16 protein-coding genes are annotated in these 25172 nt (G+C 38.4%); all 16 read left to right on the top strand.

Features of this window, described 5'->3' with window-relative positions:
• The 16 genes from purL (at window position 1) to IGL28_RS05625 (ending at window position 25015) form a co-directional block, all read left to right on the top strand.
• Window positions 1-2223 carry a phosphoribosylformylglycinamidine synthase subunit PurL gene (gene purL, locus IGL28_RS05550; protein ID WP_034700368.1) on the top strand — a complete coding sequence of 741 codons (2223 nt, stop codon included), beginning with the start codon at window positions 1-3 and terminating at the stop codon, window positions 2221-2223.
• The gene (gene purF, locus IGL28_RS05555) at window positions 2208-3650 is read left to right on the top strand and encodes an amidophosphoribosyltransferase (protein WP_081129115.1); all 1443 of its coding nucleotides are present in this window, start codon (window positions 2208-2210) and stop codon (window positions 3648-3650) included. The genes purL and purF overlap by 16 nt, the downstream gene beginning before the upstream one ends.
• A 13-nt stretch (window positions 3651-3663) precedes the next feature.
• On the top strand, window positions 3664-4707 hold the full coding sequence (purM, locus tag IGL28_RS05560) for a phosphoribosylformylglycinamidine cyclo-ligase (protein ID WP_010719380.1): 1044 nt from the start codon (window positions 3664-3666) through the stop codon (window positions 4705-4707).
• A complete protein-coding gene (gene purN, locus IGL28_RS05565) occupies window positions 4704-5297 on the top strand; it encodes a phosphoribosylglycinamide formyltransferase (protein ID WP_010737442.1) in 594 nt (197 codons plus the stop codon). The genes purM and purN overlap by 4 nt, the downstream gene beginning before the upstream one ends.
• Window positions 5290-6825 (top strand): bifunctional phosphoribosylaminoimidazolecarboxamide formyltransferase/IMP cyclohydrolase, encoded by a 1536-nt coding sequence (gene purH / locus IGL28_RS05570; protein ID WP_053766390.1) that lies wholly within the window; start codon window positions 5290-5292, stop codon window positions 6823-6825. The genes purN and purH overlap by 8 nt, the downstream gene beginning before the upstream one ends.
• A gap of 17 nt (window positions 6826-6842) precedes the next feature.
• On the top strand, window positions 6843-8117 hold the full coding sequence (purD, locus tag IGL28_RS05575) for a phosphoribosylamine--glycine ligase (RefSeq protein WP_081129114.1): 1275 nt from the start codon (window positions 6843-6845) through the stop codon (window positions 8115-8117).
• 119 nt (window positions 8118-8236) lie between these two features.
• Window positions 8237-9151, top strand: coding sequence for an aldo/keto reductase (locus IGL28_RS05580; protein ID WP_081129112.1), 915 nt, complete (start codon window positions 8237-8239; stop codon window positions 9149-9151).
• 108 nt (window positions 9152-9259) lie between these two features.
• Entirely contained in the window at window positions 9260-9775 is a 516-nt protein-coding gene (locus IGL28_RS05585) for a hypothetical protein (protein WP_081129111.1), read from the top strand.
• Window positions 9776-9992: 217 nt separating this feature from the next.
• On the top strand, window positions 9993-10970 hold the full coding sequence (gene guaC, locus IGL28_RS05590; RefSeq protein ID WP_010719374.1) for a GMP reductase: 978 nt from the start codon (window positions 9993-9995) through the stop codon (window positions 10968-10970).
• A 116-nt stretch (window positions 10971-11086) separates the two neighbouring features.
• The gene (locus IGL28_RS05595) at window positions 11087-12514 is read left to right on the top strand and encodes a PLP-dependent aminotransferase family protein (RefSeq protein ID WP_081204281.1); all 1428 of its coding nucleotides are present in this window, start codon (window positions 11087-11089) and stop codon (window positions 12512-12514) included.
• 458 nt (window positions 12515-12972) lie between these two features.
• Window positions 12973-14082 (top strand): pyruvate dehydrogenase (acetyl-transferring) E1 component subunit alpha, encoded by a 1110-nt coding sequence (gene pdhA / locus IGL28_RS05600; RefSeq protein ID WP_010719372.1) that lies wholly within the window; start codon window positions 12973-12975, stop codon window positions 14080-14082.
• A gap of 2 nt (window positions 14083-14084) precedes the next feature.
• Window positions 14085-15062: an alpha-ketoacid dehydrogenase subunit beta gene (locus IGL28_RS05605; protein WP_010737448.1), complete on the top strand. Its 978-nt coding sequence runs from the start codon at window positions 14085-14087 to the stop codon at window positions 15060-15062.
• 26 nt (window positions 15063-15088) lie between these two features.
• Entirely contained in the window at window positions 15089-16726 is a 1638-nt protein-coding gene (locus IGL28_RS05610) for a dihydrolipoyllysine-residue acetyltransferase (RefSeq protein ID WP_010719370.1), read from the top strand.
• A 7-nt stretch (window positions 16727-16733) separates the two neighbouring features.
• Complete coding sequence (gene lpdA / locus IGL28_RS05615; RefSeq protein ID WP_010719369.1) at window positions 16734-18140, top strand: dihydrolipoyl dehydrogenase; 1407 nt, start codon at window positions 16734-16736, stop codon at window positions 18138-18140.
• A 338-nt stretch (window positions 18141-18478) separates the two neighbouring features.
• The gene (locus IGL28_RS05620) at window positions 18479-22969 is read left to right on the top strand and encodes a transposase (protein WP_438843913.1); all 4491 of its coding nucleotides are present in this window, start codon (window positions 18479-18481) and stop codon (window positions 22967-22969) included.
• A 192-nt stretch (window positions 22970-23161) separates the two neighbouring features.
• Window positions 23162-25015: a helix-turn-helix domain-containing protein gene (locus IGL28_RS05625; protein ID WP_081204279.1), complete on the top strand. Its 1854-nt coding sequence runs from the start codon at window positions 23162-23164 to the stop codon at window positions 25013-25015.
• Window positions 25016-25172: the final 157 nt, after the last annotated feature.

The raw sequence follows: 25172 nt of genomic DNA on the forward strand, positions 1-25172 counted from the left end.
ATGAAAACACGGAATGAACCAAGTCCCTTAGAGATCAAAGAAAAGAAAATTTATGCTGAATGGGGATTGACAGACGAAGAATATCGAATGATCGAAGAAGATATTTTGGGGAGAATGCCCAATTACACCGAAACAGGTTTGTTTTCAGTCATGTGGAGCGAGCATTGTTCTTACAAAAATTCTAAACCGATTTTACGAAAGTTCCCAACAAGTGGACCGCATGTTCTTCAAGGTCCAGGAGAAGGCGCTGGTATCGTGGATATCGGTGATGGTCAAGCAGTTGTGTTTAAAGCGGAAAGTCATAATCACCCTTCAGCAGTAGAACCTTATGAAGGAGCGGCAACCGGTGTTGGTGGGATCATCCGTGATATTTTCAGTATGGGTGCACGTCCGATTGCTTTACTTGACTCCTTACGTTTTGGCGAGTTAGACCAACCACGAACCAAGTACTTATTGGAAGAAGTAGTCGCAGGGATTTCTGGGTATGGTAATTGTATCGGAATACCGACGGTTGGAGGAGAAGTAGCGTTTGATCCTTGTTATGAAGGGAATCCGTTAGTTAATGCCATGTGCGTAGGGTTGATCGATCACAAAGACATTCAAAAAGGGCAAGCTTCTGGTGTGGGTAATTCGATCATGTATGTCGGTGCGAAAACAGGACGCGACGGCATTCACGGTGCGACTTTTGCTTCAGAAGAGTTCAGTCAAGAAGAAGAACAGCAACGTTCCGCAGTCCAAGTAGGCGATCCTTTTATGGAAAAACTATTACTTGAAGCTTGCTTAGAATTGATCCTGGAACATGCGGACATTTTAGTAGGAATCCAAGACATGGGCGCTGCTGGATTGGTTTCTTCAAGTTCAGAAATGGCATCAAAAGCTGGATCTGGTTTGATTTTGACATTAGACGATGTGCCACAACGAGAAACAAATATGACTCCTTACGAAATGATGCTTTCAGAATCACAGGAACGAATGTTGATTTGTGTAAAAGCTGGGGCAGAGGAAAGAGTCAAAGAATTGTTTAAAAAATATGATTTGGATGCTGTTACGATTGGAGAAGTCACCGATGATGGCTTGTATCGCTTGTACCATCATGGGGAAGAAGTGGCTAACTTACCAGTTGATGCCTTAGCCGAAGATGCACCTGTTTATGAAAAGGCAGTGCAAGAACCCGCTCGAATCGAAAAATTTAAACAGTTAGGGCAATATCAACCAATCATTGAAGATGCGAATCAATTATTGCTAGATTTATTGAAACAACCGACAATAGCTTCAAAACATGCGATTTATGAAACCTATGATTCTCAAGTACAAACCAATACAGTAGTTTCCCCTGGAAGTGATGCTGCCGTATTGCGTATTCGTGGAACTGAAAAAGCAATTGCTATGACGACTGACTGTAATGCCCGCTACCTTTACTTGAATCCTGAGATAGGTGGGCAAATCGCTGTTGCAGAGGCTGCCAGAAACATTGTTGCTAGCGGCGGACGCCCATTAGCAATCACAGACTGTTTGAATTATGGTTCTCCTGATAAACCAGAAGTATTTTGGGAATTGGTCAAATCAGCAGACGGGATTGCCAAAGCATGTGAAGTCTTTGCGACACCTGTGATCTCCGGGAATGTTTCTTTATACAATGAAACGGATGGCAAAGCGATTTATCCTACCCCGATGATCGGCATGGTCGGATTGATCGAAGACCATCAACACATCACCACTCAATCTTTCAAAATAGCGGATGATTTGATTTATCTTGTTGGTGAAACGTATGACGATTTCAATGGTAGTGAATTGCAAAAAATGCAATTAGGAAAAATTGAAGGGGACATCGAGCATTTTGATCTATTGACGGAACAACAAAACCAAGAAAGTCTACTGGCGGCTATTCAAGCAGGAGTGGTAACCAGTGCGCATGATTGTTCGGAAGGCGGTTTGGCTGTGGCGTTGGCTGAAGCAACTTTTGGTACCCAACTGGGATTAGATGTCACAGTAAATCTGACGACAGCACAACTTTTTTCAGAGACACAATCAAGATTTGTGGTCACCATCCTTCCAGAAGATCGTGAGGAATTTGAACGTTTGATGGGCGAAAAAGCAAGTTGTATCGGTAAAGTGACTGAGTCAAGTAATATTGTGATCCAAGCAAGTGATGGGGAAATCCATCTAGCTGTTACAACAGCTAAAAAATGCTGGGAGGACGCAATCGAATGTCTTATGAAGTAAAAAGTTTAAATGAAGAATGTGGGGTGTTTGGTGTCTGGGGACATCAAGAAGCATCTAGCGTAACGTATTTTGGGCTTCATAGTCTTCAGCACCGTGGTCAAGAAGGTGCTGGGATCGTTTCAAATGATCAAGGGAAACTATTAGGACACCGGGATCTAGGTTTACTCTCAGAAGTTTTCAAAGATCAAAGAAAACTAGCTGCACTCTCTGGACAAGCAGCGATTGGACATGTGCGTTATGCTACAGCAGGTAATGGTAGTGTGGACAATATCCAACCCTTTTTATTTAAATTTTATGACCAGTCAATCGGTCTAGCTCACAATGGTAATCTTACGAATGCCCGTTCGTTGAGAACGTCGTTAGAAAAAGACGGTGCGATTTTCCATTCCAATTCAGATACAGAGATTTTGATGCATTTGATTCGTCGAAGTAAAAAAACAACATTGCTCGATCGTTTAAAAGAAGCATTAAATGAAGTGAAAGGCGGATTTGCCTATTTGCTTTTAACAGAAGATGCCATGATCGCCGCTCTTGATCCGAATGGTTTTCGACCTTTGGCAATCGGTCAAATGAAAAATGGTGCATATGTGATTGCTTCTGAAACTTGTGCACTGGAAGTCATCGGTGCGCGGTTTATTCGAGATGTTCGTCCAGGGGAAGTAGTGATCATTGATGACTTGGGCTATACGATCGATACTTATACGACCGAAACCCAGTTAGCGATTTGTTCCATGGAATATATCTACTTTGCACGACCAGATTCAAATATCGCTGGTGTCAATGTACACACTGCTCGTAAAAATATGGGGAGAAATTTAGCACAGGAAGCGCCAATTGATGCTGACATGGTTGTAGGTGTTCCAAATTCTTCGCTATCAGCAGCCAGTGGCTATGCCGAAGCTAGTGGCATCCCTTATGAGATTGGACTAGTAAAAAATCAATACATTGCCAGAACCTTTATTCAACCTACACCAGCATTAAGGGAACAGGGTGTCAGGATGAAACTTTCGGCTGTCAGAGGAGTTGTTGAAGGGAAACGAATCGTGATGGTGGATGATTCAATCGTTAGAGGAACAACGAGCCGGCGAATCGTACGTCTATTAAAAGAGGCAGGAGCAAAAGAGGTTCATGTACGAATTGCTTCACCACCGTTAAAATATCCTTGTTTTTACGGCATTGATATTCAAACGAGAAAAGAACTAATTGCAGCGAATCATAGTATCGAAGAAATCAGACAATGTATTGAAGCAGATTCATTGGAATTTTTAAGTGAGGATGGGTTGATCCAAGCAATCGGATTAAAAGAAGCAGCTCCTTATTCTGGGTTATGTATGGCTTATTTTAATGGTGATTATCCGACGCCTTTATACGACTATGAAGAAAAATACCGTGAATCATTGAAAGAAAAAGTATCTTTTTTTCAATAAAGGAGGAAGTAACATGAGCAATGCCTATGCGAATGCTGGTGTGGATGTAGAAGCTGGCTATGAAGTAGTAGAACGAATCAAGAAACACGTAAAAAAAACAGAGCGACTAGGGGTAATGGGTGCTTTAGGCGGTTTTGGTGGCTGTTTTGATTTAAGTTCTTACCAATTAAAAGAACCAGTTTTGGTATCAGGGACAGATGGGGTAGGAACAAAATTGTTAGTAGCCATCGAAGCGGATCAACATGAAACAATCGGAATCGATTGTGTGGCGATGTGTGTCAATGATATTTTAGCTCAAGGTGCGGAACCTTTATATTTCTTAGACTATTTAGCTACTGGAAAAAATGATCCACAAAAATTAGAAAAAGTCGTCGCTGGCGTGGCGGATGGTTGTGTAGCAGGTAATCTTGCGTTGATCGGTGGTGAAACCGCAGAGATGCCAGGGATGTACGCGGAAAATGAGTATGATCTTGCTGGTTTTGCAGTTGGGGTTGCAGAAAAGTCGCAATTGATCACAGGAAGTGAAATCGAAGTTGGTGATGTTCTGTTAGGCTTACCTTCTAGCGGGATTCATTCAAACGGCTATTCATTGGTTCGAAAAGTGTTTTTTGAACAAAATAGTTACACATTAACCGATCAGATAGAGGGTCTGTCTGAAACACTGGACCGAGAATTGTTAAAGCCGACAAAAATCTATGTATCAGCTTTGCTGCCAATCATAAAAGAACAAAAGATCAAAGGTGCGGCACATATCACTGGTGGTGGATTCGTAGAAAATATTCCTCGGATGTTGCCGGAAGGAACGGCCGCGCAAATTCAATTAGGTTCATGGCCTAGCTTGCCGATTTTTGATTGTCTCCAACGTTTAGGTGAAATCCCTGAACAAGAGATGTTTGAGATTTTTAATATGGGTATTGGCATGGTTGTAGCAGTAGCAGCTTCTCAAGTCGATGAAGTCATTGAAAAAATCAATGAGCAAGGAGAAGCGGTTTATCGAATCGGTGAAGTAGTTCCCTTAAAAAATAAAACAGTGTTGTTTGATGAGGAAGAAAAATGAAGATTGCCGTATTTGCTTCAGGAAATGGCAGCAACTTTCAAGCTTTAGTTGACTATTTTCGGGAAAATAAGTTGCCAGATACCTTTGAATGGCTTTTTTGTGACCAGCCGAATGCTTTTGTCTTAGAACGGGCAGAAAAGTTACATGTACCATTTCATTTTTTTTCACCAAAAGAATTTTCATCTAAAAGAGAATATGAAGAAAAAATTTTAGAGATCCTAGTGGAAAAAGAAATTGAACTCATTGTATTAGCAGGATACATGCGGATTATTGGTCCGACTTTATTGAATGCTTATGAGTCAAGGATCATTAATATCCACCCCTCTCTTTTACCTGATTTTCCTGGCTTACATGGGATTCGTGATGCGTTTGCTGCGGAAGTCAAAGAAACAGGTATAACGATTCATTACATTGATAAAGGGATAGATACAGGACCCATCATTCACCAAGAAACCATAGAGATCACGAAAGAAGACACATTGGATAGCTTAGAAGCAAAGATTCATCAAATCGAACATCAGACCTATCCTAAAATAATCGAAGCAGTCATCAAAGAAATGCAAAAAGTGGAGGAAGAAAAAAATGACTAGAGCATTGTTAAGTGTATCGGATAAAAAAGGAATTGTTGAATTTGCCAAGGGATTACAAGCTTTGGAAATTGAGATTATTTCAACTGGGGGCACCAAAAAAGCACTTGATGAAGCGGGAATCTTAACCATCGCAATCGAAGATGTCACTGGCTTTCCTGAGATGATGGACGGACGTGTCAAAACTTTGCATCCTAAGATTCATGGAGGATTATTAGCACGTCGTGATCTTGCTAGTCACAGAGATGCAATGGCAGCTTCTGAGATTTTGCCGATTGATTTTGTTTGCGTCAATTTGTATCCTTTCAAAGAAACAATCATGAAACCGGATGTTAGTGAAAAAGAAGCCATTGAAAATATTGATATTGGTGGACCAAGTATGTTACGTAGTGCTGCCAAAAACCATGAATTTGTCACGGCGATCGTTGATCCGAACGATTATCCAATTGTTTTAGATGAACTGAGAAATCAAGGGACTACTTCTCTAGCGACACGTCAGAAACTGGCAGCGAAAGTATTTCGTCACACAGCAGCCTATGATGCATTGATTGCTCAATATTTAACGGAGCAAGTGAAGGAAGAAAAGACGGAAAAATTGACTCTTACTTTTGAACGCAAGCAAGACCTCCGCTATGGCGAGAATAGTCATCAGCAAGCTGTCTTTTATCAATCTGCTCTACCAGAACGTTATTCGATTGCTCAAGCAAAACAGCTTCATGGAAAAGAACTATCTTTTAATAATATTCGTGATGCAGATGCTGCTTTGCGGATCATGAGTGAATACCAAGAACCAACAGTCGTAGCACTCAAACACATGAATCCTTGTGGTATTGGCTCAGCTCACACGATTTTCGATGCTTGGCTAGCAGCTTATGAAGCAGATCCTGTTTCGATTTTTGGTGGGATTGTGGTATTGAATCGGGAAGTCGATTTAGCAACAGCTCAAGAAATGCATAAACTCTTTTTAGAGATCATCATTGCACCGTCTTATACACCAGAAAGTCTAGAAGTTTTAAAAGCCAAGAAGAATTTACGATTATTAACGGTTGACTTTAACTCGCAATTAACAAAAGCATCTAATGAAATTGTTTCAGTTCTTGGAGGTTTACTCGTCCAAGAAAAAGATACAGCAATGGAAGAACCAACTACATGGCAAGTAGTAACCGATCGTCAGCCAACATCTGATGAAATGGCTGCATTAGCATTTGCTTGGAAAGCTGTTAAGCACGTCAAATCAAATGCGATCGTTGTAAGTAATCGGTATCAGACGCTAGGGATTGGTGCAGGACAAATGAATCGTGTCGGTTCTGTCAAACTTGCGATTGAACAAGCTGGAGAAAAAGCACAAGCAGCTGTTTTGGCAAGCGATGCTTATTTCCCAATGGATGATTCGGTGGAATATGCAGCTAAACACGGAATCAAGGCGATCATTCAGCCTGGTGGAAGTATCAAGGACCAAGCGTCGATTGATATGGCTAATAAACATGGAATTGCCATGGTCTTTACGAACGTCCGTCATTTTAGACATTAAGATAGAAGGAGTAAGAAATGAATATATTGATCATAGGATCTGGTGGGCGTGAACATGCGATTGCGAGTAAAATCTTACAAAGTCCGCTAGTCGAAAACGTTTATTGTGCACCTGGGAATCCTGGCATGACACGTGATGGGGTCAAAATCGTTGATATTAAAGAAACTGATCATCAAGGATTGATTGAGTTTGCTAAGAAAGCGTCGATTACTTGGAGTTTTGTTGGCCCAGAAATTCCTTTGTTAAACGGGATCGTGGATGATTTCAAGCAAGCGGAATTAAAAATATTTGGTCCGACGAAAGCTGCTGCATTGATTGAAGGATCTAAGAGTTTCGCCAAAGAATTGATGGAGCGTTGTCAGATTCCAACTGCTGAATCTAAAACTTTTACCAACTATCTTGAAGCCAAATGGTACATCGAAGAGAAGGGTGCCCCAATTGTGATCAAAGCGGACGGTTTAGCTGCTGGCAAAGGCGTGGTCGTAGCGATGACAAAAGCCGAAGCGTTACAGGCAGCCAGCGATATGCTGGAAAAACATCGTTTTGGACAAAGTGGACATCAAATCGTTGTGGAAGAATTTTTAGAAGGAGAAGAGTTCTCTTTGTTAGCGTTTGTGGATGGCGAAGCAGTTTATCCAATGGAAATCTCACAAGATCATAAACGAGCGTATGATGGAGATCAAGGGCCGAATACTGGGGGGATGGGTGCCTATTCTCCAGTACCTCACATTTCTGAAGCAATCATTGAAGCGGGAATCGAAAAAGTAATAAAACCTGCAGCTAAAGGGATGAGCGAAATTGGTCGTCCGTTTATCGGTGTATTGTATGCAGGATTGATCGCCACTTCAGATGGACCGAAAGTGATTGAATTTAATGCGAGATTTGGCGATCCTGAGACACAAGTCATTTTACCTCGATTGAAGAGTGACTTGGCGCAAGTGATCACCGATTTGTTAGACCATAAGCCGGTTCATTTAATTTGGGAGGAAACTGGATATCGTTTAGGGGTTGTAGTTGCAGCAGAAGGTTATCCTAATCAGTATTTAACTGCTATGGATTTGCCCGATTTTCCTGAAGAGGAGGCAACTGTCTATTATGCGGGTGTTCAAGAGGAAAAAGGAAATTTAAAAGGTTCAGGTGGTCGAATCTACTTAGTGGAGTCCTATGGGGAAACAATTGAAGAAGCGAGGGGAAAAATATACAACGTGTTAGAATCAAAAGATACAAAGGGGACATTTTATCGGAAAGATATTGGAATGAAGGCAATCAACGTTTTTTCTAAGAATCACTAGCGCAACAAAAAGGGGGATAACATTTTTTTCTTTTTTGAGAAAAAAGTGGCATGCCTCTTTTTGCCCCCTTTTTGAAGTAAATGTGTTAAAATCTAATGGGAAAGAAAGGAATGATTTTAATGAAACAGATTCAATTGGGAACTTCAAATCAAAAGGTGTCGTCGGTCATTCTCGGATGTATGAGGATTAATGGTGCTGAACATCCAGAACGTATTATTGAAACTGCTTTTGATAACGGTATCAATTTTTTTGACCATGCGGATATCTACGGTGCTGGAGAATGTGAAACCATCTTTGCTAGTGCACTAGCAAAAACTTCAATAAAGAGAGAAGAGCTATTTATTCAAACAAAATGTGGGATTGTTCCCGGTGTGATGTTTGACTTTTCCAAAAAGCACATCATTGAATCAGTAGAAGGTAGCCTCAAACGGTTAAAAATGGATTATGTTGATGCGTTGCTATTACATCGTCCCGATACCTTAGTTGAACCTGAGGAAGTGGCAGAGGCATTCGATGAATTAGAAAAGTCAGGTAAAGTACGTTATTTCGGTGTAAGTAATCAGAAACCAATGCAAGTCGAATTGCTAAAGAAATACGTCAAACAACCTTTGTTGATCAACCAATTGCAATTTGGATTGAAACATTCTGGAATGATTGATCAAGGGATCCATGTGAATATGACAGATGAAGCTAGCGTTGACCACGATGGTAGTGTCTTGGATTATTCACGTTTGAATGAAATGACGATCCAAGCATGGTCGCCTTATCAATATGGTTTTTTTGAAGGGGTATTTATCGGTAACGAAAAGTTTCCTAAATTGAATCAAAAATTAGCAGAACTTGCTGACAAATATCATACAACACCAACAGGTTTAGCTTCAGCTTGGATTTTACGCCATCCTGCGAATATCCAAGTGATTGCAGGAACGATGAATGTAGGGCGAATCAAGGAAATTGCACAAGCATCAGACGTTGAACTGAGTCGTGAAGACTGGTATGCGCTGTATCGCGAAGCTGGCAATATCCTACCATAGACATGAAAAAACATTGAATGAAACAGTCATTAGTTGCTTGTTCGCTAATGACTTCTACATATATTGATGCGAGGAACGTCACTAAGAATCTACGAAAAGGGGAGTAAAATGGGATATCTAAATAAATGGGACAATAATTCGTCAGTGCCAGAAAGTGAGCTAAACGCTCATAGAGCAGCGTATGAAAATGTCAGTGATGGTAAAGAAGCGAAAGGCAATCTAAAACTAGACCCCCAACGCTATAGTCTTGGAGTAATGACACACGCAATAAATAAAACGAAATCTGCAAAATTAAATAAACCTAATAGAGCTCTACTTGGAATGATCCAAGAAATAGCGCAAAGCTATTTTAGCCCTAAAGTACTTGCTGGTATGGAGCAATTCAAAAAGGATAGAGAAAAAGAGCTAGAAAAAAGTTCGAACATTTCGCAAACAAAGTTATCTAAAGATAAAGAAAACCCTAACGGTCAAAAACGGGTTTATAACAGATTGACTAATATTATTTCTGACGCTAAAAAAGCAATCGTTCAACCCGGAACTCTGAATAAAAACGATCAAGAGAAAACAAACCAATCAAAAGAAGCTGGAAATCAACAAAAGAATGAACCACCTGGTAGAGATTGAGTAGCTATAAGCGACAAACAGCTGATTGTTTATTTGTCGAAAAGTTTGATGGCTAGACAGTGTTATTTCAGATTAAGGAGTTTTTATTTTTTTGTTTATATTCCCCTTGATTTTTTAGTTTAAATACGGTAAATTACATAAGGTGCTAAAAATAAACACCCAAAAAGCAAATAATGTTCGTGTTTTACTGAATTCGAACATCAGGAGGATCATGTCCATGAAAGTGTTTGATTACGAAGATATTCAACTCATTCCTAATAAATGTATTGTAAGTAGCCGTTCAGAATGTAACACGACAGTGACACTAGGAAAGCATACTTTTAAAATGCCTGTTGTCCCTGCGAATATGCAAACGATCATCGATGAGTCAATTGCACAATTTTTAGCAGAAAATGGTTACTTCTATATTATGCATCGATTTGATGAAGCAGCAAGAATCCCCTTTGTGCAAAAAATGAAGGAGCAACAATTGATTACTTCAATCAGTGTTGGCGTAAAACAAGAAGAATATTCATTTGTTGAAGAATTAGCACAGTTAAATTTAGTTCCTGATTATATCACGATTGATATTGCGCACGGTCATTCAAATGCGGTGATTGAAATGATCCAACATATCAAAAAACATTTACCAGAAACGTTCGTTATTGCAGGAAACGTTGGTACACCAGAAGCTGTTCGGGAATTAGAAAATGCCGGAGCTGATGCAACAAAGGTTGGAATTGGACCTGGTAAAGTTTGTATCACAAAAATCAAAACCGGTTTTGGTACCGGTGGTTGGCAACTTGCTGCCTTAAGATGGTGTGCGAAAGCTGCCAGAAAACCGATTATTGCTGATGGGGGTATTCGTACCCATGGTGATATTGCAAAATCCGTTCGTTTTGGCGCAACAATGGTTATGATCGGTTCGCTATTTGCCGGACATGAAGAATCGCCTGGTGAGACAATGGTGGAAAATGGCGTAGTGTACAAAGAATACTTCGGCTCTGCCTCCGAGTTTCAAAAAGGTGAAAAGAAAAATGTAGAAGGTAAGAAAATTTGGATCCAACATAAAGGGTCTTTGAAAGACACGTTGGTTGAAATGCAACAAGATTTACAATCTTCTATTTCTTACGCGGGTGGGAAAGATATTGAAGCTATTCGCAAAGTTGATTATGTGATTGTTAAAAACTCCATTTTTAACGGAGATACGATTTAATAGCTATTAAAAAGCAAAGTAGATGCTCTCGTGTCATACTTTGCTTTTTCTTTGCTTTTCGATCCCTTTTTTATAAGATAAAATAGGCAGTAGAAGAAAGAGGAATGGAGAAGAACATGTGGGAAGTCATAGATAAGAAACAAAGACCAATTTATCGACAAATTATGGATCAGGTGATGAAAAATATTGAAAATGGGAATTTAGATCCCAACGTACCCTTGCCCTCTGAAAGGAAATTGGCAGTTATTTTTCAAACAAATCGCACCACTGTGGTTCGAGCGTTGGATGAATTACGAGATCTTGGCGTTCTTATCAGTCGCCGAGGCAGTGGACGCTTTGTGAATCAAACCGAATGGGGGCGGTATTCTGTCCCGAGAGTGAATTGGCGCGAATTATTTTCTCAACGCTATGAACAAATCGATGATAGTTATGAAAAAATGATCGAAGTAGGAAAACTGAACCCTTATTTTCTCGATTTATTTTCGAGCGAGATGCCTACAGACTTATTACCAAACGTTCAATTTCCAGCATACTCAATGAATGAGATTATTGAAAAAGAGCAACAAATCACCTGTCTAGGTTATCTTCCATTAGTAGCAAAAATAAAAAATTACTTGATCGAAAAATTTTATTTTGATTTTACTAAAACGCAATTATTAGTTACGAGTGGGGGTCAACAGGCTATTTTTCTAATTTTACAGACGATTTTATCTAGTGGTGATGCTATTGCGGTAGAAGCGCCTTCGTTTTTTTATCGTTTGTCCTTATTTAAAGCGACAGGGATTCGTCTATTTGGTGTACCCATGGATAGCGAAGGTATTGAGCTGGATAAGCTAGAAGTGTTGATCAAGAAAAATAAATTGAAAGCTGTCTTAGTCAATCCAAACTTTCAAAATCCAACAGGGAAAGTGATGTCCCAAAAACGTCGCGAAGCATTAGTGACCCTTTGTCGCAACTATCAATTACCGATCATTGAAGACGACGTTTTTAGTGACTTATCCTTTCATGATAGTGAAAAGCATAAACCAACTGCGATTCATTCGATTGATCCGGAAAACGTCTTATATGTCGGATCATTATCTAGGGTATTAGGACAAACGACCAAGATAGGTTGGATCGTTGGGCTGCGTTCCTTTATCGACCGCTTAGCGAAAGCGCAGGAAATGATGGAATTTTCGATGAGCATCTTTCCCCAAAATGTGGCGATGACTGTATTTGAAGAAAGTTATAGCACAAAGATCGCCATTGTGAGGGAAGAATTATACAAAAGAAGTTTGACACTGGTTGAATGGGAAAAAACGCAAAACTTTTTTGAAGTCTGGCCCATTTATGGTGGGTACTATGCGTGGATTACGTGGAAAGGACAGCAATTGACAAGAGATATTGCGGAAGAATTGATCCGCTCAGGGTTAGGCATTGCACCAAGTTTTTTGTTTGGAGAAGAGACCAACGGGTTGCGTATCAATTTTAGTCGTTTAACTGAAGAAAGGCTACCATTTTTTCAAGCGGAAATGGCAAAATTAGCAAAACGTTTATCCGTTTAATTCATGATCAAAAGAACAGGTTCATGTGCAACAGTTAAGGAGATTCCTTGCTGTTGCTTTTTAATTGAAAAAAATACACATATAGTAGAAAATTAAAAGAGGGATGATTGTAAAGAAAATCACTAATTAATAAAAAATTTTTTCTGTTTGTTGGAATAAGGTATAACAATGTGCGGATTCAATGATAACAGTAGAGAGGAGTAGATAGAAAATCAGGACTAATTTTGTACAAAATATGTAAACCGCTTTCTTGATTGTGATTTTGTTCACTATTTGCGTGGTTAAGCGGATTATTACAAATTTTTAAAAACGTGAATTTTTTTGCTTTTAGCTTGTATTTCTTAATGATCCATGATAATTTATAAAAGAAGACGGTTGGATATTGATACAGTTTATATATCTGTTTCAATCGCAGAAAGATGAGATTTTCTTATATGATGAGAGAGGAATGTGTACAAATGGCAAAAAAGAAATTACCACTAGACTTTAATGCGTTATTAGATGAAGTCAATTCAGATTTTCCAGTATACCAAGCGCTTGACCAAAATGGTAAAGTAGTAAACCCTGATCTTGTTCCTGATTTATCAGATGAACAATTAGTAGAATTAATGACTAGCATGGTTTGGTCTCGTGTATTAGACCAACGCTCAACAGCTTTAAACCGTCAAGGACGTTTAGGATTCTTTGCACCGACAGCTGGGCAAGAAGCTAGCCAACTTGCAAGTGCATTTGCTTTTGAAAAAGAAGACGTCTTACTTCCTGGTTACCGTGATGTTCCCCAATTAGTAAAACACGGATTGCCTTTAGCACAAGCTTTCTTATGGTCACGAGGACATGCGGCAGGGAATTTTTATCCAGAAGAATTGAAAGCTCTACCACCACAAATCATTATTGGTGCGCAGTACATCCAAGCAGCTGGTGTGGCTTTAGGATTGAAAAAACGAAACAAAAAAAATGTGGTCTTCACTTATACAGGTGACGGCGGCTCTTCTCAAGGTGATTTCTATGAAGCAATCAACTTTGCTGGAGCTTATCATGCAAATGCTGTATTTTATATCCAAAACAATGGCTTTGCGATCTCAACACCTCGTGAAAAACAAACAGCTGCTAAAACATTAGCGCAAAAAGCTGTGGCAGCCGGGATTCCAGGGATCCAAGTAGATGGTATGGATCCATTAGCAGTTTATACAGTCTCTAAAATGGCACGTGATTGGGCAATCAACGGAAATGGTCCAGTCTTGATTGAGACATTGACTTACCGTTATGGTCCGCATACTTTATCAGGAGATGACCCAACTCGTTACCGTTCAAAAGAAACAGATGACGAATGGCAGAAAAAAGATCCATTGATCCGTTTCCGTAACTACCTAACAGAAAAAGGTCTATGGTCAGAAGAAAAAGAAGAACAAGTAATTGAACAAACAAAAGAGGAAATCAAAGCAGCGATTGCTGAAGCAGATAAGATTCCAAAACAAAAAGTTTCTGATTTCTTAAAAAATATGTTTGAAGTGGCACCACAATCAATTAAAGAGCAAATTGCAATCTATGAAGCGAAGGAGTCGAAATAATCATGGCACAAAAAACAATGATTCAAGCAATCACAGATGCCCTAGCACTTGAACTTGAAAATGATGAGAACGTAATCGTTTTTGGTGAAGATGTTGGGAAAAACGGTGGAGTTTTCCGTGCAACGGAAGGATTGCAAGAAAAATTTGGCGAAGAACGCGTTTTCGATACCCCATTAGCTGAATCAGGGATTGCTGGTATGAGTTTTGGGTTAGCTTTAGAAGGTTTTCGTCCAGTACCTGAAATTCAGTTCTTTGGATTTATTTTTGAAGCCATGGATGAAGTAGTCGCACAAATGGCACGTACAAGATATCGAATGGGTGGGACTAGAAATCTACCGATTACGATTCGTTCACCATTTGGTGGTGGGGTTCACACACCAGAACTTCATTCAGATAACTTAGAAGGATTGATTGCTCAATCTCCAGGAATTCGCGTAGTCATTCCATCAAATCCTTATGATGCAAAAGGATTATTGATCTCTTCTATCCGCAGCAATGACCCAGTTGTATTTTTGGAACATATGAAACTTTATCGTTCATTCCGTGAAGAAGTTCCAGATGAAGCTTATGAAGTACCATTGGACAAAGCGGCAATTACTCGTGAAGGAACAGACGTTTCAATCATTACCTATGGCGCAATGGTTCGTGAAGCGATCAAAGCAGCTGACAATCTTGCGAAAGAGGATATTTCAGTAGAAGTCGTTGACCTAAGAACAGTCGCACCGCTAGATATTGACACAATCATTCAATCAGTTGAGAAAACTGGTCGTGTGGTAGTCGTTCAAGAAGCGCAACGACAAGCAGGTGTAAGTGCCCAAGTGATTGCTGAAATCTCAGAACGTGCGATCCTTTCATTAGAAGCACCAATTGGACGTGTAGCAGCACCAGATACTGTTTTTCCATTTGGACAAGCTGAAAACATCTGGTTACCAAATGCGGCTGATATTGAAGCAAAAGTCAAAGAAATTGCAGAATTCTAAGAAATAAGAAGGGACGTAAGTAAATCATGGCATACCAATTTAAATTACCTGACATTGGTGAAGGAATCGCAGAAGGCGAAATCGTCAAATGGTTTGTCAAGCCAGGCGATACCATCAATGAGGATGATACGTTATTAGAAGTTCAAAATGATAAATCAGTAGAAGAAATTCCATCCCCAGTTACTGGGACAGTGAAAAACGTCATCGTACCTGAAGGAACAGTCGCGAATGTTGGCGATGTACTGGTAGAAATCGATGCACCAGGACATGAAGACAATGAAACAAGTGGCGATGCTGGAGTAGCAGCGAAAGAGCAAACACCTGAACATCCAGCTGCTGAACCAACTGAAGCTAGTGCCGATGGTGGGGTCTTTGAATTTAAATTACCCGATATTGGTGAAGGAATCGCAGAAGGTGAAATCGTTAAATGGTTTGTGAAACCAGGCGATACCATCAATGAAGATGACACATTGTTAGAAGTACAAAACGATAAATCGGTAGAAGAAATCCCGTCGCCAGTGACTGGAACGGTTAAAAACATCTTGGTATCAGAAGGAACAGTTGCAACTGTTGGTGATGTATTAGTAGAAATCGATGCACCAGGACATAATAGTGCGCCTTCTACTACATCAGAAAAAACAGCTGAATCAACTGATGCTAAAGTAGAAACTTCTGGTTCAGCATCAGTAGCTGAGGCAGCTGATCCTAACAAACGTGTTTTGGCTATGCCATCAGTTCGACAATTTGCTCGTGAAAAAGATGTGGATATCACACAAGTCACTGCAACTGGTAAAGGTGGACGTGTGACAAAAGAAGATATTGAAAGCTATCTATCAGGAGGGCATGCGAGTCAAACAGCATCAGCTGAACCAGCTGCACCTGCGACAGAAAAAGCGGTTGAAGCGAAAGCTGAAAGCAAGCCAGCAACACCAGCAAAAGCGTTCAAATCTAATTTAGGCGAATTAGAAGAACGTGTAGCAATGACACCGACACGTAAAGCGATTGCTAAAGCAATGGTTAATAGCAAGCAAACAGCGCCACATGTTACTTTACATGACGAAGTAGAGGTTTCTAAACTTTGGGATAATCGTAAGAGATTTAAAGAAGTGGCAGCTGCGAATGGGACAAAATTGACTTTCTTGCCATACGTGGTAAAAGCATTAACTGCTACTGTGAAGAAATTCCCTATTTTGAATGCGTCAATTGATGATGCGAACCAAGAAATCGTTTATAAAAATTACTATAACATCGGAATTGCAACTGATACAGATCATGGCTTGTATGTACCAAATGTAAAAGATGCAGACCGTAAAGGCATGTTTGCGATTGCGGATGAAATCAATGAAAAAGCAAAACTAGCTCATGAAGGTAAATTAGCAGCTGAAGATATGCGAAATGGCACTATTACGATCAGTAACATTGGTTCTGTAGGTGGCGGTTGGTTTACACCAGTAATCAACTACCCTGAAGTAGCAATTTTAGGTGTGGGAACAATTGCACAACAACCGATCGTTAATGGTGAAGGTGAAATTGTTGTTGGACGAGTGATGAAACTTTCCTTAAGCTTTGATCACCGTATCGTAGACGGAGCGACAGCTCAACAAGCAATGAACAATATCAAACGACTTTTAGCTGATCCTGAGTTATTGATGATGGAAGGATGATAAACAAATGGTAGTTGGAGATTTTGCTGTAGAATTAGACACAGTTGTAATCGGTGCGGGACCTGGTGGCTATGTTGCTGCCATCCGTGCTGCTGAAATGGGACAAAAAGTGGCAATCATTGAAAGAGAATACATCGGTGGTGTTTGTTTAAACGTTGGTTGTATTCCTTCAAAAGCGCTGATTGCTGCAGGACATCATTATCAAGAATCTCTTGATTCAACTTTATTCGGTGTCACGAGTGAAAATGTCACACTTGATTTTGCAAAAACACAAGACTGGAAAGAAAATAAAGTAGTGAAAACACTGACTTCTGGTGTTGGCTTCTTATTGAAAAAACACAAGGTAGAGACAATCGAAGGCGAAGCATTCTTCGTCGATGATCATACATTGCGTGTGATCCATCCCGATTCTGCTCAAACGTATTCTTTCAATAACGCAATCATTGCCACTGGCTCCCGTCCGATCGAAATCCCAGGATTCAAGTTTGGCGGACGTGTACTTGACTCAACAGGCGGCTTAGCTCTAAAAGAAGTACCAAAAAAATTCGTCATTATTGGTGGCGGAGTTATTGGAGCAGAATTAGGTGGAGCCTATGCTAACTTAGGTGCTGAGGTAACGATTCTTGAAGGTTCCCCTCAAATTTTACCTACCTATGAAAAAGATATGGTGAAATTAGTGGAAGACGACTTCAAGAAAAAAGGTGTGACAATCGTAACCAATGCAATGGCGAAAGAAGCTGTTGATAATGGGGACAGTGTGACAGTCAAATATACTGTAGACGGTAAAGAAGAAACAGTGACAGCAGATTATGTTATGGTAACAGTTGGCCGTCGTCCAAATACTGACGATATGGGATTAGAACAAGCGGGTGTCGAAGTCGGTGAACGTGGATTGATTCCAGTGGATCAACAAGGGCGTACGAATGTGCCAAACATTTTTGCAATTGGGGATATCGTACCAGGTGCTGCTTTAGCGCATAAAGCAAGTTATGAAGCAAAAATTGCTGCAGAAGCTATCTCAGGTAAGAAAGTAGCAGTTGACTATAAAGCAATGCCTGCGGTTGCCTTTACAGATCCAGAATTAGCTTCTGTTGGTATGACGATCAAAGAAGCAAAAGAAGCTGGTATTGAAGCTACTGCATATAAATTTCCGTTTTCAGGAAATGGACGGGCGTTATCGCTTGCAAAAACAGAAGGTTTTATCCGTTTAGTGACGACCAATGAAGACAATGTCATCATTGGAGCGCAAATCGGTGGTGTAGGTGCTAGTGATATGGTTTCTGAGCTTGCTTTAGCCATTGAATCAGGAATGAATGCCGAAGATATTGCGTTAACGATCCATCCACATCCATCGCTAGGTGAAATTACGATGGATGCTGCTGAACTCGCTTTAGGTTTACCAATCCATATTTAATTTAGCAATTGGGATATTTTATCCGAACTGTTTCAAAAAAAGTATGGATGCTGACGATAGTTGCCAGGTTAAAAACATCTTTTTGACAAATTGAATTGATACATGATCGATGAAACATCAAAGTTAGCAAAAACTGCTAGCTTTGATGTTTTTTTTGTGGTCTTTTCAAAACCTCTTTTTCTGAAAAAAGAAAAAAGAAAGTCAAGCTTTTTGAAAGAGGGTGTTAGAATAAATGTGGTAAAAGCAATCAGGTCAGCATATTTCTATATCAATGATTTAACTAGCGGAACTAGTTGTTTACTAATTAATTTTTAATCACTTTAAAGGAGATTGACTTTGTGAGAAAAGAAACGATTAAAACACTTCAAGGAGACTGTCATGAGAATGAAAAGAATAATGAAATTGGCGGTCCTAACAATTCAATTAAAAAGAGAAATGAAAGGATTATAGAAGCATACAAAACAGAAAATACATCGATAGCAGGACTTGCTGAGCGATTTGGAGTATCAAAGAGAACCATTGGAAATGTAACACATAGTCTAAAAGAGCAAAATCTGCAACAGCAAAGCTTAACGAATGAGACAACTAAAGAAAAGGAAGAGAGCAATAATCAAAATATCGAAGCATATTTAGCAGAAGACTTGTGGATAAGTAAACTTGTTAATAAATTTAACGGATCAGCGAGAACCATTTTGATGAAAATAAAGAAAGTAAGAGAACAGAAGGAAGAGATGCAGTATAAAACATCGTCAGAAAATGAAATTTTACAGTTAGATAGAAATAGTTTTGAGCAAAGGGAAGAGTTAGTGAAGCAACAAGAGCTGATTTCAGAAGTTCCTCTAAAAGATGAGCTGGAACAGGTACATCCTGCTCAGCCAAGGCCTTTAGAGGACAAAGTCGCTTCATTAAGAAAACAAAAAAGTGTTGATCATGACAGCCAGTCAAAAAAATACAATCTCAATGACAGTTCAAGCAGAAAAAGAAAGATGCAAGAAAATAAGGACCCAGAAAAGTTTTCACTATCGGCGTTCCCAATTGATAAAAATAGTTTGAAAACATCGAGTGTGAAACCTAAGAAGCCAAAGAAATCTCATGTACTTCATGAAGTAGAAGAATATTCACCCAAACTATCACAAATAAGCAAACAAATACATACAACAGAGAATGAGCATTTAATTGATGAGAACCAACAGGATAAACTTCAAGGCATCGGTCCTCAACAAAATAAAAACTTTTCTTTATCACTTCCTTTACCAAATAAATTGGAGGAAGCAGCAAGTAGTGAGAATCATATCTTCAATAGCAAACAAGTGCAAGTAACTGGAAGTCATCTAAGAGAAAATCAAGAGGAACATCCAATTTTATCAGAGACAGAAGGTGAATTTGGAAATAGCTTGTTCGATAGTTTATCTGATTTTGACTATTCAAATGAGTCCAATGAAGAACGTTCGTTTTTTCAAAATTCAGCAAATTTATTCGGTGAATTGTCAAATCATAATTTCACGACAGACGAAATAGTGGAAGCATTAATGGAAATTGATGAGACGTTAGACTCAGCAAAAAATCTAGTGGACTATGTGAACGGATCGAATGAACTTCCAAAACAATCTAATAATGATTTATTCGAAGATTTATCAAATGATAGTCTCACGACAGACGAAATAGTGGAAGCGTTAATGGAAATTGACGAGACGTTAGACTCAGCAAAAAATCTAGTGGACTATGTGAACGGATCGAATGAACTTCCAAAACAATCTAATAATGATTTATTCGAAGATTTATCAAATGATAGTCTCACGACAGACGAAATAGTGGAAGCGTTAATGGAAATTGACGAGACGTTAGACTCAGGAAAAAATCTAGTGGACTATGTGAACGGATCGAATGAACTCCCAAAACAATCTAATAACGATTTATTCGATGATTCATCAAATGATAGTCTCACGACAGACGAAATAGTGGAAGCGTTAATGGAAATTGATGAGACGTTAGACTCAGGAAAAAATCTAGTGGACTATGTGAACGGATCGAATGAACTCCCAAAACAATCTAATAATGATTTATTCGAAGATTCATCAAATGATAATCTCATGACAGACGAAATAGTGGAAGCGTTAGTGGAAGTTGATGAGACGTTAGACTCAGCAAAAAATCTAGTGGACTATGTGAACGGATCGAATGAACTTGCAAAACAATCTAATAATGATTTATTCGAAGATTTATCAAATGATAGTCTCACGACAGACGAAATAGTGGAAGCGTTAATGGAAATTGATGAGACGTTAGACCCAGCAAAAAATCTAGTGGATTATGTGAACGGATCGAATGAACTTCCAAAACAATCTAATAATGATTTATTCGATGATTCATCAAATGATAATCTCATGACAGAAGAAATAACGGAAATATTAATGAGATTTGATGAGACATTAAACTCAGGAAAAAAACCAATGAAGTATGTAATGGAATTAAGTGAACGTCAAGAATCGAACAAATTATTCGATGAATCGTCAAATAGTCAACAGGTAGAATATCCTATAATGGAACAAACAATGGCAGGAAAAGCAGTTAATCAGCCTGGTTCGGAAAATAATCAAGTAAACTTTATAGAGGATAAGAATCAGGAATATCTGATTGATGAAGAAAAACATCCCCAGAATCCGCATAACATACATAATGATAGGGGCACAGGTGAGTTTATACAAAAGAAACAGGATAAGAGTATAAAAAATTCAGAAAACACCCCAGTGAATCAGAATCAGGAAACGGCGCTTGATGAAGAAAGACATCCAAAAAGAGCTGCTGCTCATTTATCTGAGAATCTACATAGTATACAAAACTTAGAAAGTAACCTAGGGCATCAAACAACAAAACAAACCGATAAGCAGACTATTCCTCAAACGGGGTATATTCTTGATCCTGTTCTTCCACAAAATGTCACTAAGAATAATTATTTAGAATATATTCAACTATATCAATCTATTCAGTCGACCATCAAAATAGAGACATTTTGTGACATAATGGAATTGTCACAAGATACATTTCAAGAGTTGCTTAAAGAAGCTGTTCCAGCTGAGTCAACTAATAGTGAATTAGGATATATAGAGAATAAAAGGGAAATTATACCGAGAGAATATAAATTAGAAAAGATCAATTTATATCTCAATTCTCAACATTCTTACGAATCTAAACGGCAGTTTTGTGATAAGAACAATTTAGACTATGATTCCTTTAGATCTTGGATAAGGGAACATAAAAAGGGGGAATTACCTCGTCAATCAATATCGACTATTGAAGAATTGATCAGTAGGGAACAAGATGGGAGAAATCTGTATTGTACTGCTAAGGTTAAGAAAGCCTGTGTACTTTTATGGAGAAGTAAGCGAATAGCACACAAGGTATTGTGTAAAAAATTGAACATTTCTGATGCGACTTTAAGAACTTGGAATAATAGATACGACCAGGCACGTGGTAAGAAGCAGGAGTTAATAACAACTCTCACAGAATTAAAAGAAAGGAAGTTAAAGCTAGGAAAGCTGTGTTGTACGGAGGAAGTTAAAAGAGAATGTGTTCTTTTATATAAGAATCAAGAAATGTCCATAAAGCAATTATGTAAGATTTATCATTTGACTCCGAATATGGTTAATGCTTGGATCGAAGAATATGACCGATTACTCCAAAATTCAGAAAGAACATCCCAAGCACGCCAAACTTTTTCAACTAATGTCGGGAATGCTAAATTTACAACAGCAGACAATAATGCGAGGTTAGCTCATGAACAAGGTAAGAGTCAAGGCAATCAAAGGATGCAACATAGTATACAAAACTTAGAAAGTAACCTAGGGGATCAAACAACCAAACAAACGGATAAGCAGCTTAATCCTTCAGCGAGGCACTCTCTTGACCCTGTTCTTCCACAAAAAGTCAATCAATCATACACTAAAAATGATTATTTAAAATATATTCAACTATACCAATCCATTCAAACGACCATCAAAATAGAGACATTTTGTGACATAATGGAATTGTCACAAGATACATTTCAAGAGTTGCTTAAAGAAGCTGTTCCAGCTGAGTCAACTAATAGTGAATTAGGATATATAGAGAATAAAAGGGAAATTATACCGAGAGAATATAAATTAGAAAAGATCAATTTATATCTCAATTCTCAACATTCTTACGAATCTAAACGGCAGTTTTGTGATAAGAACAATTTAGACTATAGTTCCTTTAGTTCTTGGATAAAGGAACATAAAAAGGGGAATTTAACTCGTAAATCAATCTCTACTATCGAAGAATTGATCAGTAGGGAACGAAATGGGAGAAATCTGGATTGTACCGCTAAGGTTAAGGAAGCCTGTGTACTTTTATGGAGAGGTTGCTCAATGACTAAGACTGAATTAAGTAACAAATTGAACATCAATGATATGGTTGTAAGAACTTGGGAAGATAGGTACAACCGGGCACATGGAAATGAGCAGAAGAAAATAATAACAACTATCTCAGAATTAGAAAATAGGGATTTAAAGTTCAGGTATTTGAGTTGTACGGAGAAAGTCAAAAAAGAATGTATTCTTTTATTAAATGATACAAAAAATACCAAGGGACGAATATGTCAAAAGTATCATTTGAACGTTAAAACATTTTATAATTGGTACAATAAATATAAACCACTACTTAATGGTGCAGAAAAAGATTCAAAAGAACGCCAAACTTTTTCAACCAATGTCGGGAATGCTAAAATTACAGCAGCAGACAATAATGCGAGGTTAGCCAATGAGCAAAATAAGAGTCCAAATTTATTCTTGGGTAATCAAAAGATCCAATAAAATTCTAATAAGTTAATTATAGGTAAAGTGGAATGAACGTTAAATATAATTGAAATAAATTAAACAATTACTTTGAAAAAAAACAATAGTTGGATCTTGATCGAACATTTTTTTCTAAAAAGGAGAAAGAATAAACTATTTGCTAGAAAATTTGATATTAAAATAGATAAATAATTAGAAAAGGAAATTACTATGGAAAATGAATGGACGGAACAACGATACATAACAAAGAATGTAATAGGTTCCAATGGAAATGGGCAACAGTCATATGGTGAGCTAGGACAAGATAATCATCTGGTTAATGAGTCCAGTCCGGAGGAGGAGCTAGTAAGTCACATAATCAACCAAGGTCCTCCAACTATTCAAGAATTAGAAGCGGCGTATACTCTTTTTTCTAATCTTGAACCAAAGGAGCAAAGGATAGGGCAAATAGAGGAACAAGGAATAAAAGATGTCAATATGTTTGATTCAGGAAATAAGCGAGTGCACCCTAGATCAGACGAAAACGTGGGATATCCAAAAAGGCTAAAAGGCGCAAATAACCATTTATTTAATGAGCGAGACACCATAAATGATTCACAATTCCCACCTCAAACGACAAGAGAATCGGTCAATAAGCCCAGTCCAGAAGAAGACCTAGTACGCTACGTGTTCGAACTGGGTCCTCTGACTCGTCAAGAATTAGAATTAGCCGATACTCTTTTTTCTAATCATGAAACAAAAGAGCAAAGGATAGCCGAGGAGAGGAAAGGACAAACAGAGGGACAAGAAATAGAAACTGGAAATATGTTTGATCTGGAAAATAATCGAATGAACTCTGTAGTGGGCCAAAATTCGGAATCTTCGATTGATGAAGAAAAACATCTCCAGAATCCGCATAGCGTACATAATGATAGGGACACAAGTGACTTTACACAAAAGAACATACAAGACAAGAGTACGAAAAATTCAGAAAGCACCCCAGTGAATCAGAATCAGGAAACGGTGCTTGACAAAGAAAGACATCCAAAAAGAGCTACTGCTCATTTATCTGAGGGTCTACATAGTATACAGCACTTAGAAAGTCAAACAACCAAACAAACCGATAAGCAGCTTAATCCTCAAACGAGGCACTCTCTTGACCTAGTTCTTCCACAAAAAGCCAATCAATCAGACACTAAGAATGATTATTTAGAATATATCCAACTGTATCAATCCATTCAGTCGACCATCAAAATAGAGACATTTTGTGACATAATGGAATTGTCAGAAGATATATTTCAAGGGTTGCTTAAAGAAGCTGTTCCAGATGAGTCAACCAATAGTGAAATAAGATATCCAAGGGATAAAAGAATAGTTTTCCCGAAAGAATACAAATTGGAAAATGTTAAATTATATCTTAATTCTAAACATTCTTACCATTCTATCACTTATTTTTGTTATAAGAAAAATTTACCCTATATGCCCTTTCTAAATTGGCTCAAAGAGTATACAGAGGGGAAATTAACTCGTGAATCAATATCGACTATCGAAGAATTAATAAGTAGCAAACAAACTGATGGGTATCTGGATTGTACTGATAAAGTGAAGGAGACCTGTGTACTTTTAAGGAGAGGTTGCTCAAAGACTAAGACTGAATTATGTGACAAATTGAACATCACTGATGGGGTTTTAAGAGCTTGGATGGATAAATACAATCAAGCACATAGAAATCAGCAGAAGAATATAATAACGACTCTTACAGAATTAAAAGAAAGGAAGCTAAATTCAGGAAAGCTGTGTTGTACGAATGAAGTTAAAATAAAATTAGTTCTTTTATATAAGAATCGAGAAATGTCCGTGAAGCAATTATGTAAGATTTATCATTTGAATCCGAAAACGGTTTATAACTGGATCAAGAACTATGACCGATTACTCCAAAATTCAGAAAGAACATCCCAAGAACGCCAAACTTTTTCAACCAATGTCGGGAATGCTAAAATTACAGCAGCAGAAAATAATGCGAGGTTAATCCATGAGCAAAATAAGAGTCCAAATTTAGTCTTGGGTAATCAAAGGATTCAATAAAATTCTAGCCAGTTAATCACAAGTAAAATTGGAATGAACATTAGATACAATGAAAATAAACCGACAAATTATGTTGACCAAGTCCAATGGATTAATCTTGGTCGAACATTTTTTTCTCAAAAGAAGAAAAAGTAAACTATTTGTTAGAACATTCGAT

The organism is Enterococcus sp. AZ077, assembly GCF_051714965.1.
In the GTDB taxonomy this organism is placed as follows: Bacteria; Bacillota; Bacilli; order Lactobacillales; family Enterococcaceae; genus Enterococcus_B; species Enterococcus_B hirae.

Excerpts from the sequence above, each read along its gene's own strand:
- IGL28_RS05605 (WP_010737448.1), top strand. The coding sequence starts at position 14,085 with ATGGCACAAAAAACAATGATTCAAGCAATCACAGATGCCCTAGCACTT.
- IGL28_RS05585 (WP_081129111.1), top strand. The coding sequence starts at position 9,260 with ATGGGATATCTAAATAAATGGGACAATAATTCGTCAGTGCCAGAAAGT.
- purM (WP_010719380.1), top strand. The coding sequence starts at position 3,664 with ATGAGCAATGCCTATGCGAATGCTGGTGTGGATGTAGAAGCTGGCTAT.
- guaC (WP_010719374.1), top strand. The coding sequence starts at position 9,993 with ATGAAAGTGTTTGATTACGAAGATATTCAACTCATTCCTAATAAATGT.
- lpdA (WP_010719369.1), top strand. The coding sequence starts at position 16,734 with ATGGTAGTTGGAGATTTTGCTGTAGAATTAGACACAGTTGTAATCGGT.
- IGL28_RS05580 (WP_081129112.1), top strand. The coding sequence starts at position 8,237 with ATGAAACAGATTCAATTGGGAACTTCAAATCAAAAGGTGTCGTCGGTC.
- pdhA (WP_010719372.1), top strand. The coding sequence starts at position 12,973 with ATGGCAAAAAAGAAATTACCACTAGACTTTAATGCGTTATTAGATGAA.
- IGL28_RS05595 (WP_081204281.1), top strand. The coding sequence starts at position 11,087 with ATGTGGGAAGTCATAGATAAGAAACAAAGACCAATTTATCGACAAATT.
- purN (WP_010737442.1), top strand. The coding sequence starts at position 4,704 with ATGAAGATTGCCGTATTTGCTTCAGGAAATGGCAGCAACTTTCAAGCT.
- purL (WP_034700368.1), top strand. The coding sequence starts at position 1 with ATGAAAACACGGAATGAACCAAGTCCCTTAGAGATCAAAGAAAAGAAA.
- purD (WP_081129114.1), top strand. The coding sequence starts at position 6,843 with ATGAATATATTGATCATAGGATCTGGTGGGCGTGAACATGCGATTGCG.
- IGL28_RS05610 (WP_010719370.1), top strand. The coding sequence starts at position 15,089 with ATGGCATACCAATTTAAATTACCTGACATTGGTGAAGGAATCGCAGAA.
- IGL28_RS05625 (WP_081204279.1), top strand. The coding sequence starts at position 23,162 with ATGGAAAATGAATGGACGGAACAACGATACATAACAAAGAATGTAATA.
- purH (WP_053766390.1), top strand. The coding sequence starts at position 5,290 with ATGACTAGAGCATTGTTAAGTGTATCGGATAAAAAAGGAATTGTTGAA.
- purF (WP_081129115.1), top strand. The coding sequence starts at position 2,208 with ATGTCTTATGAAGTAAAAAGTTTAAATGAAGAATGTGGGGTGTTTGGT.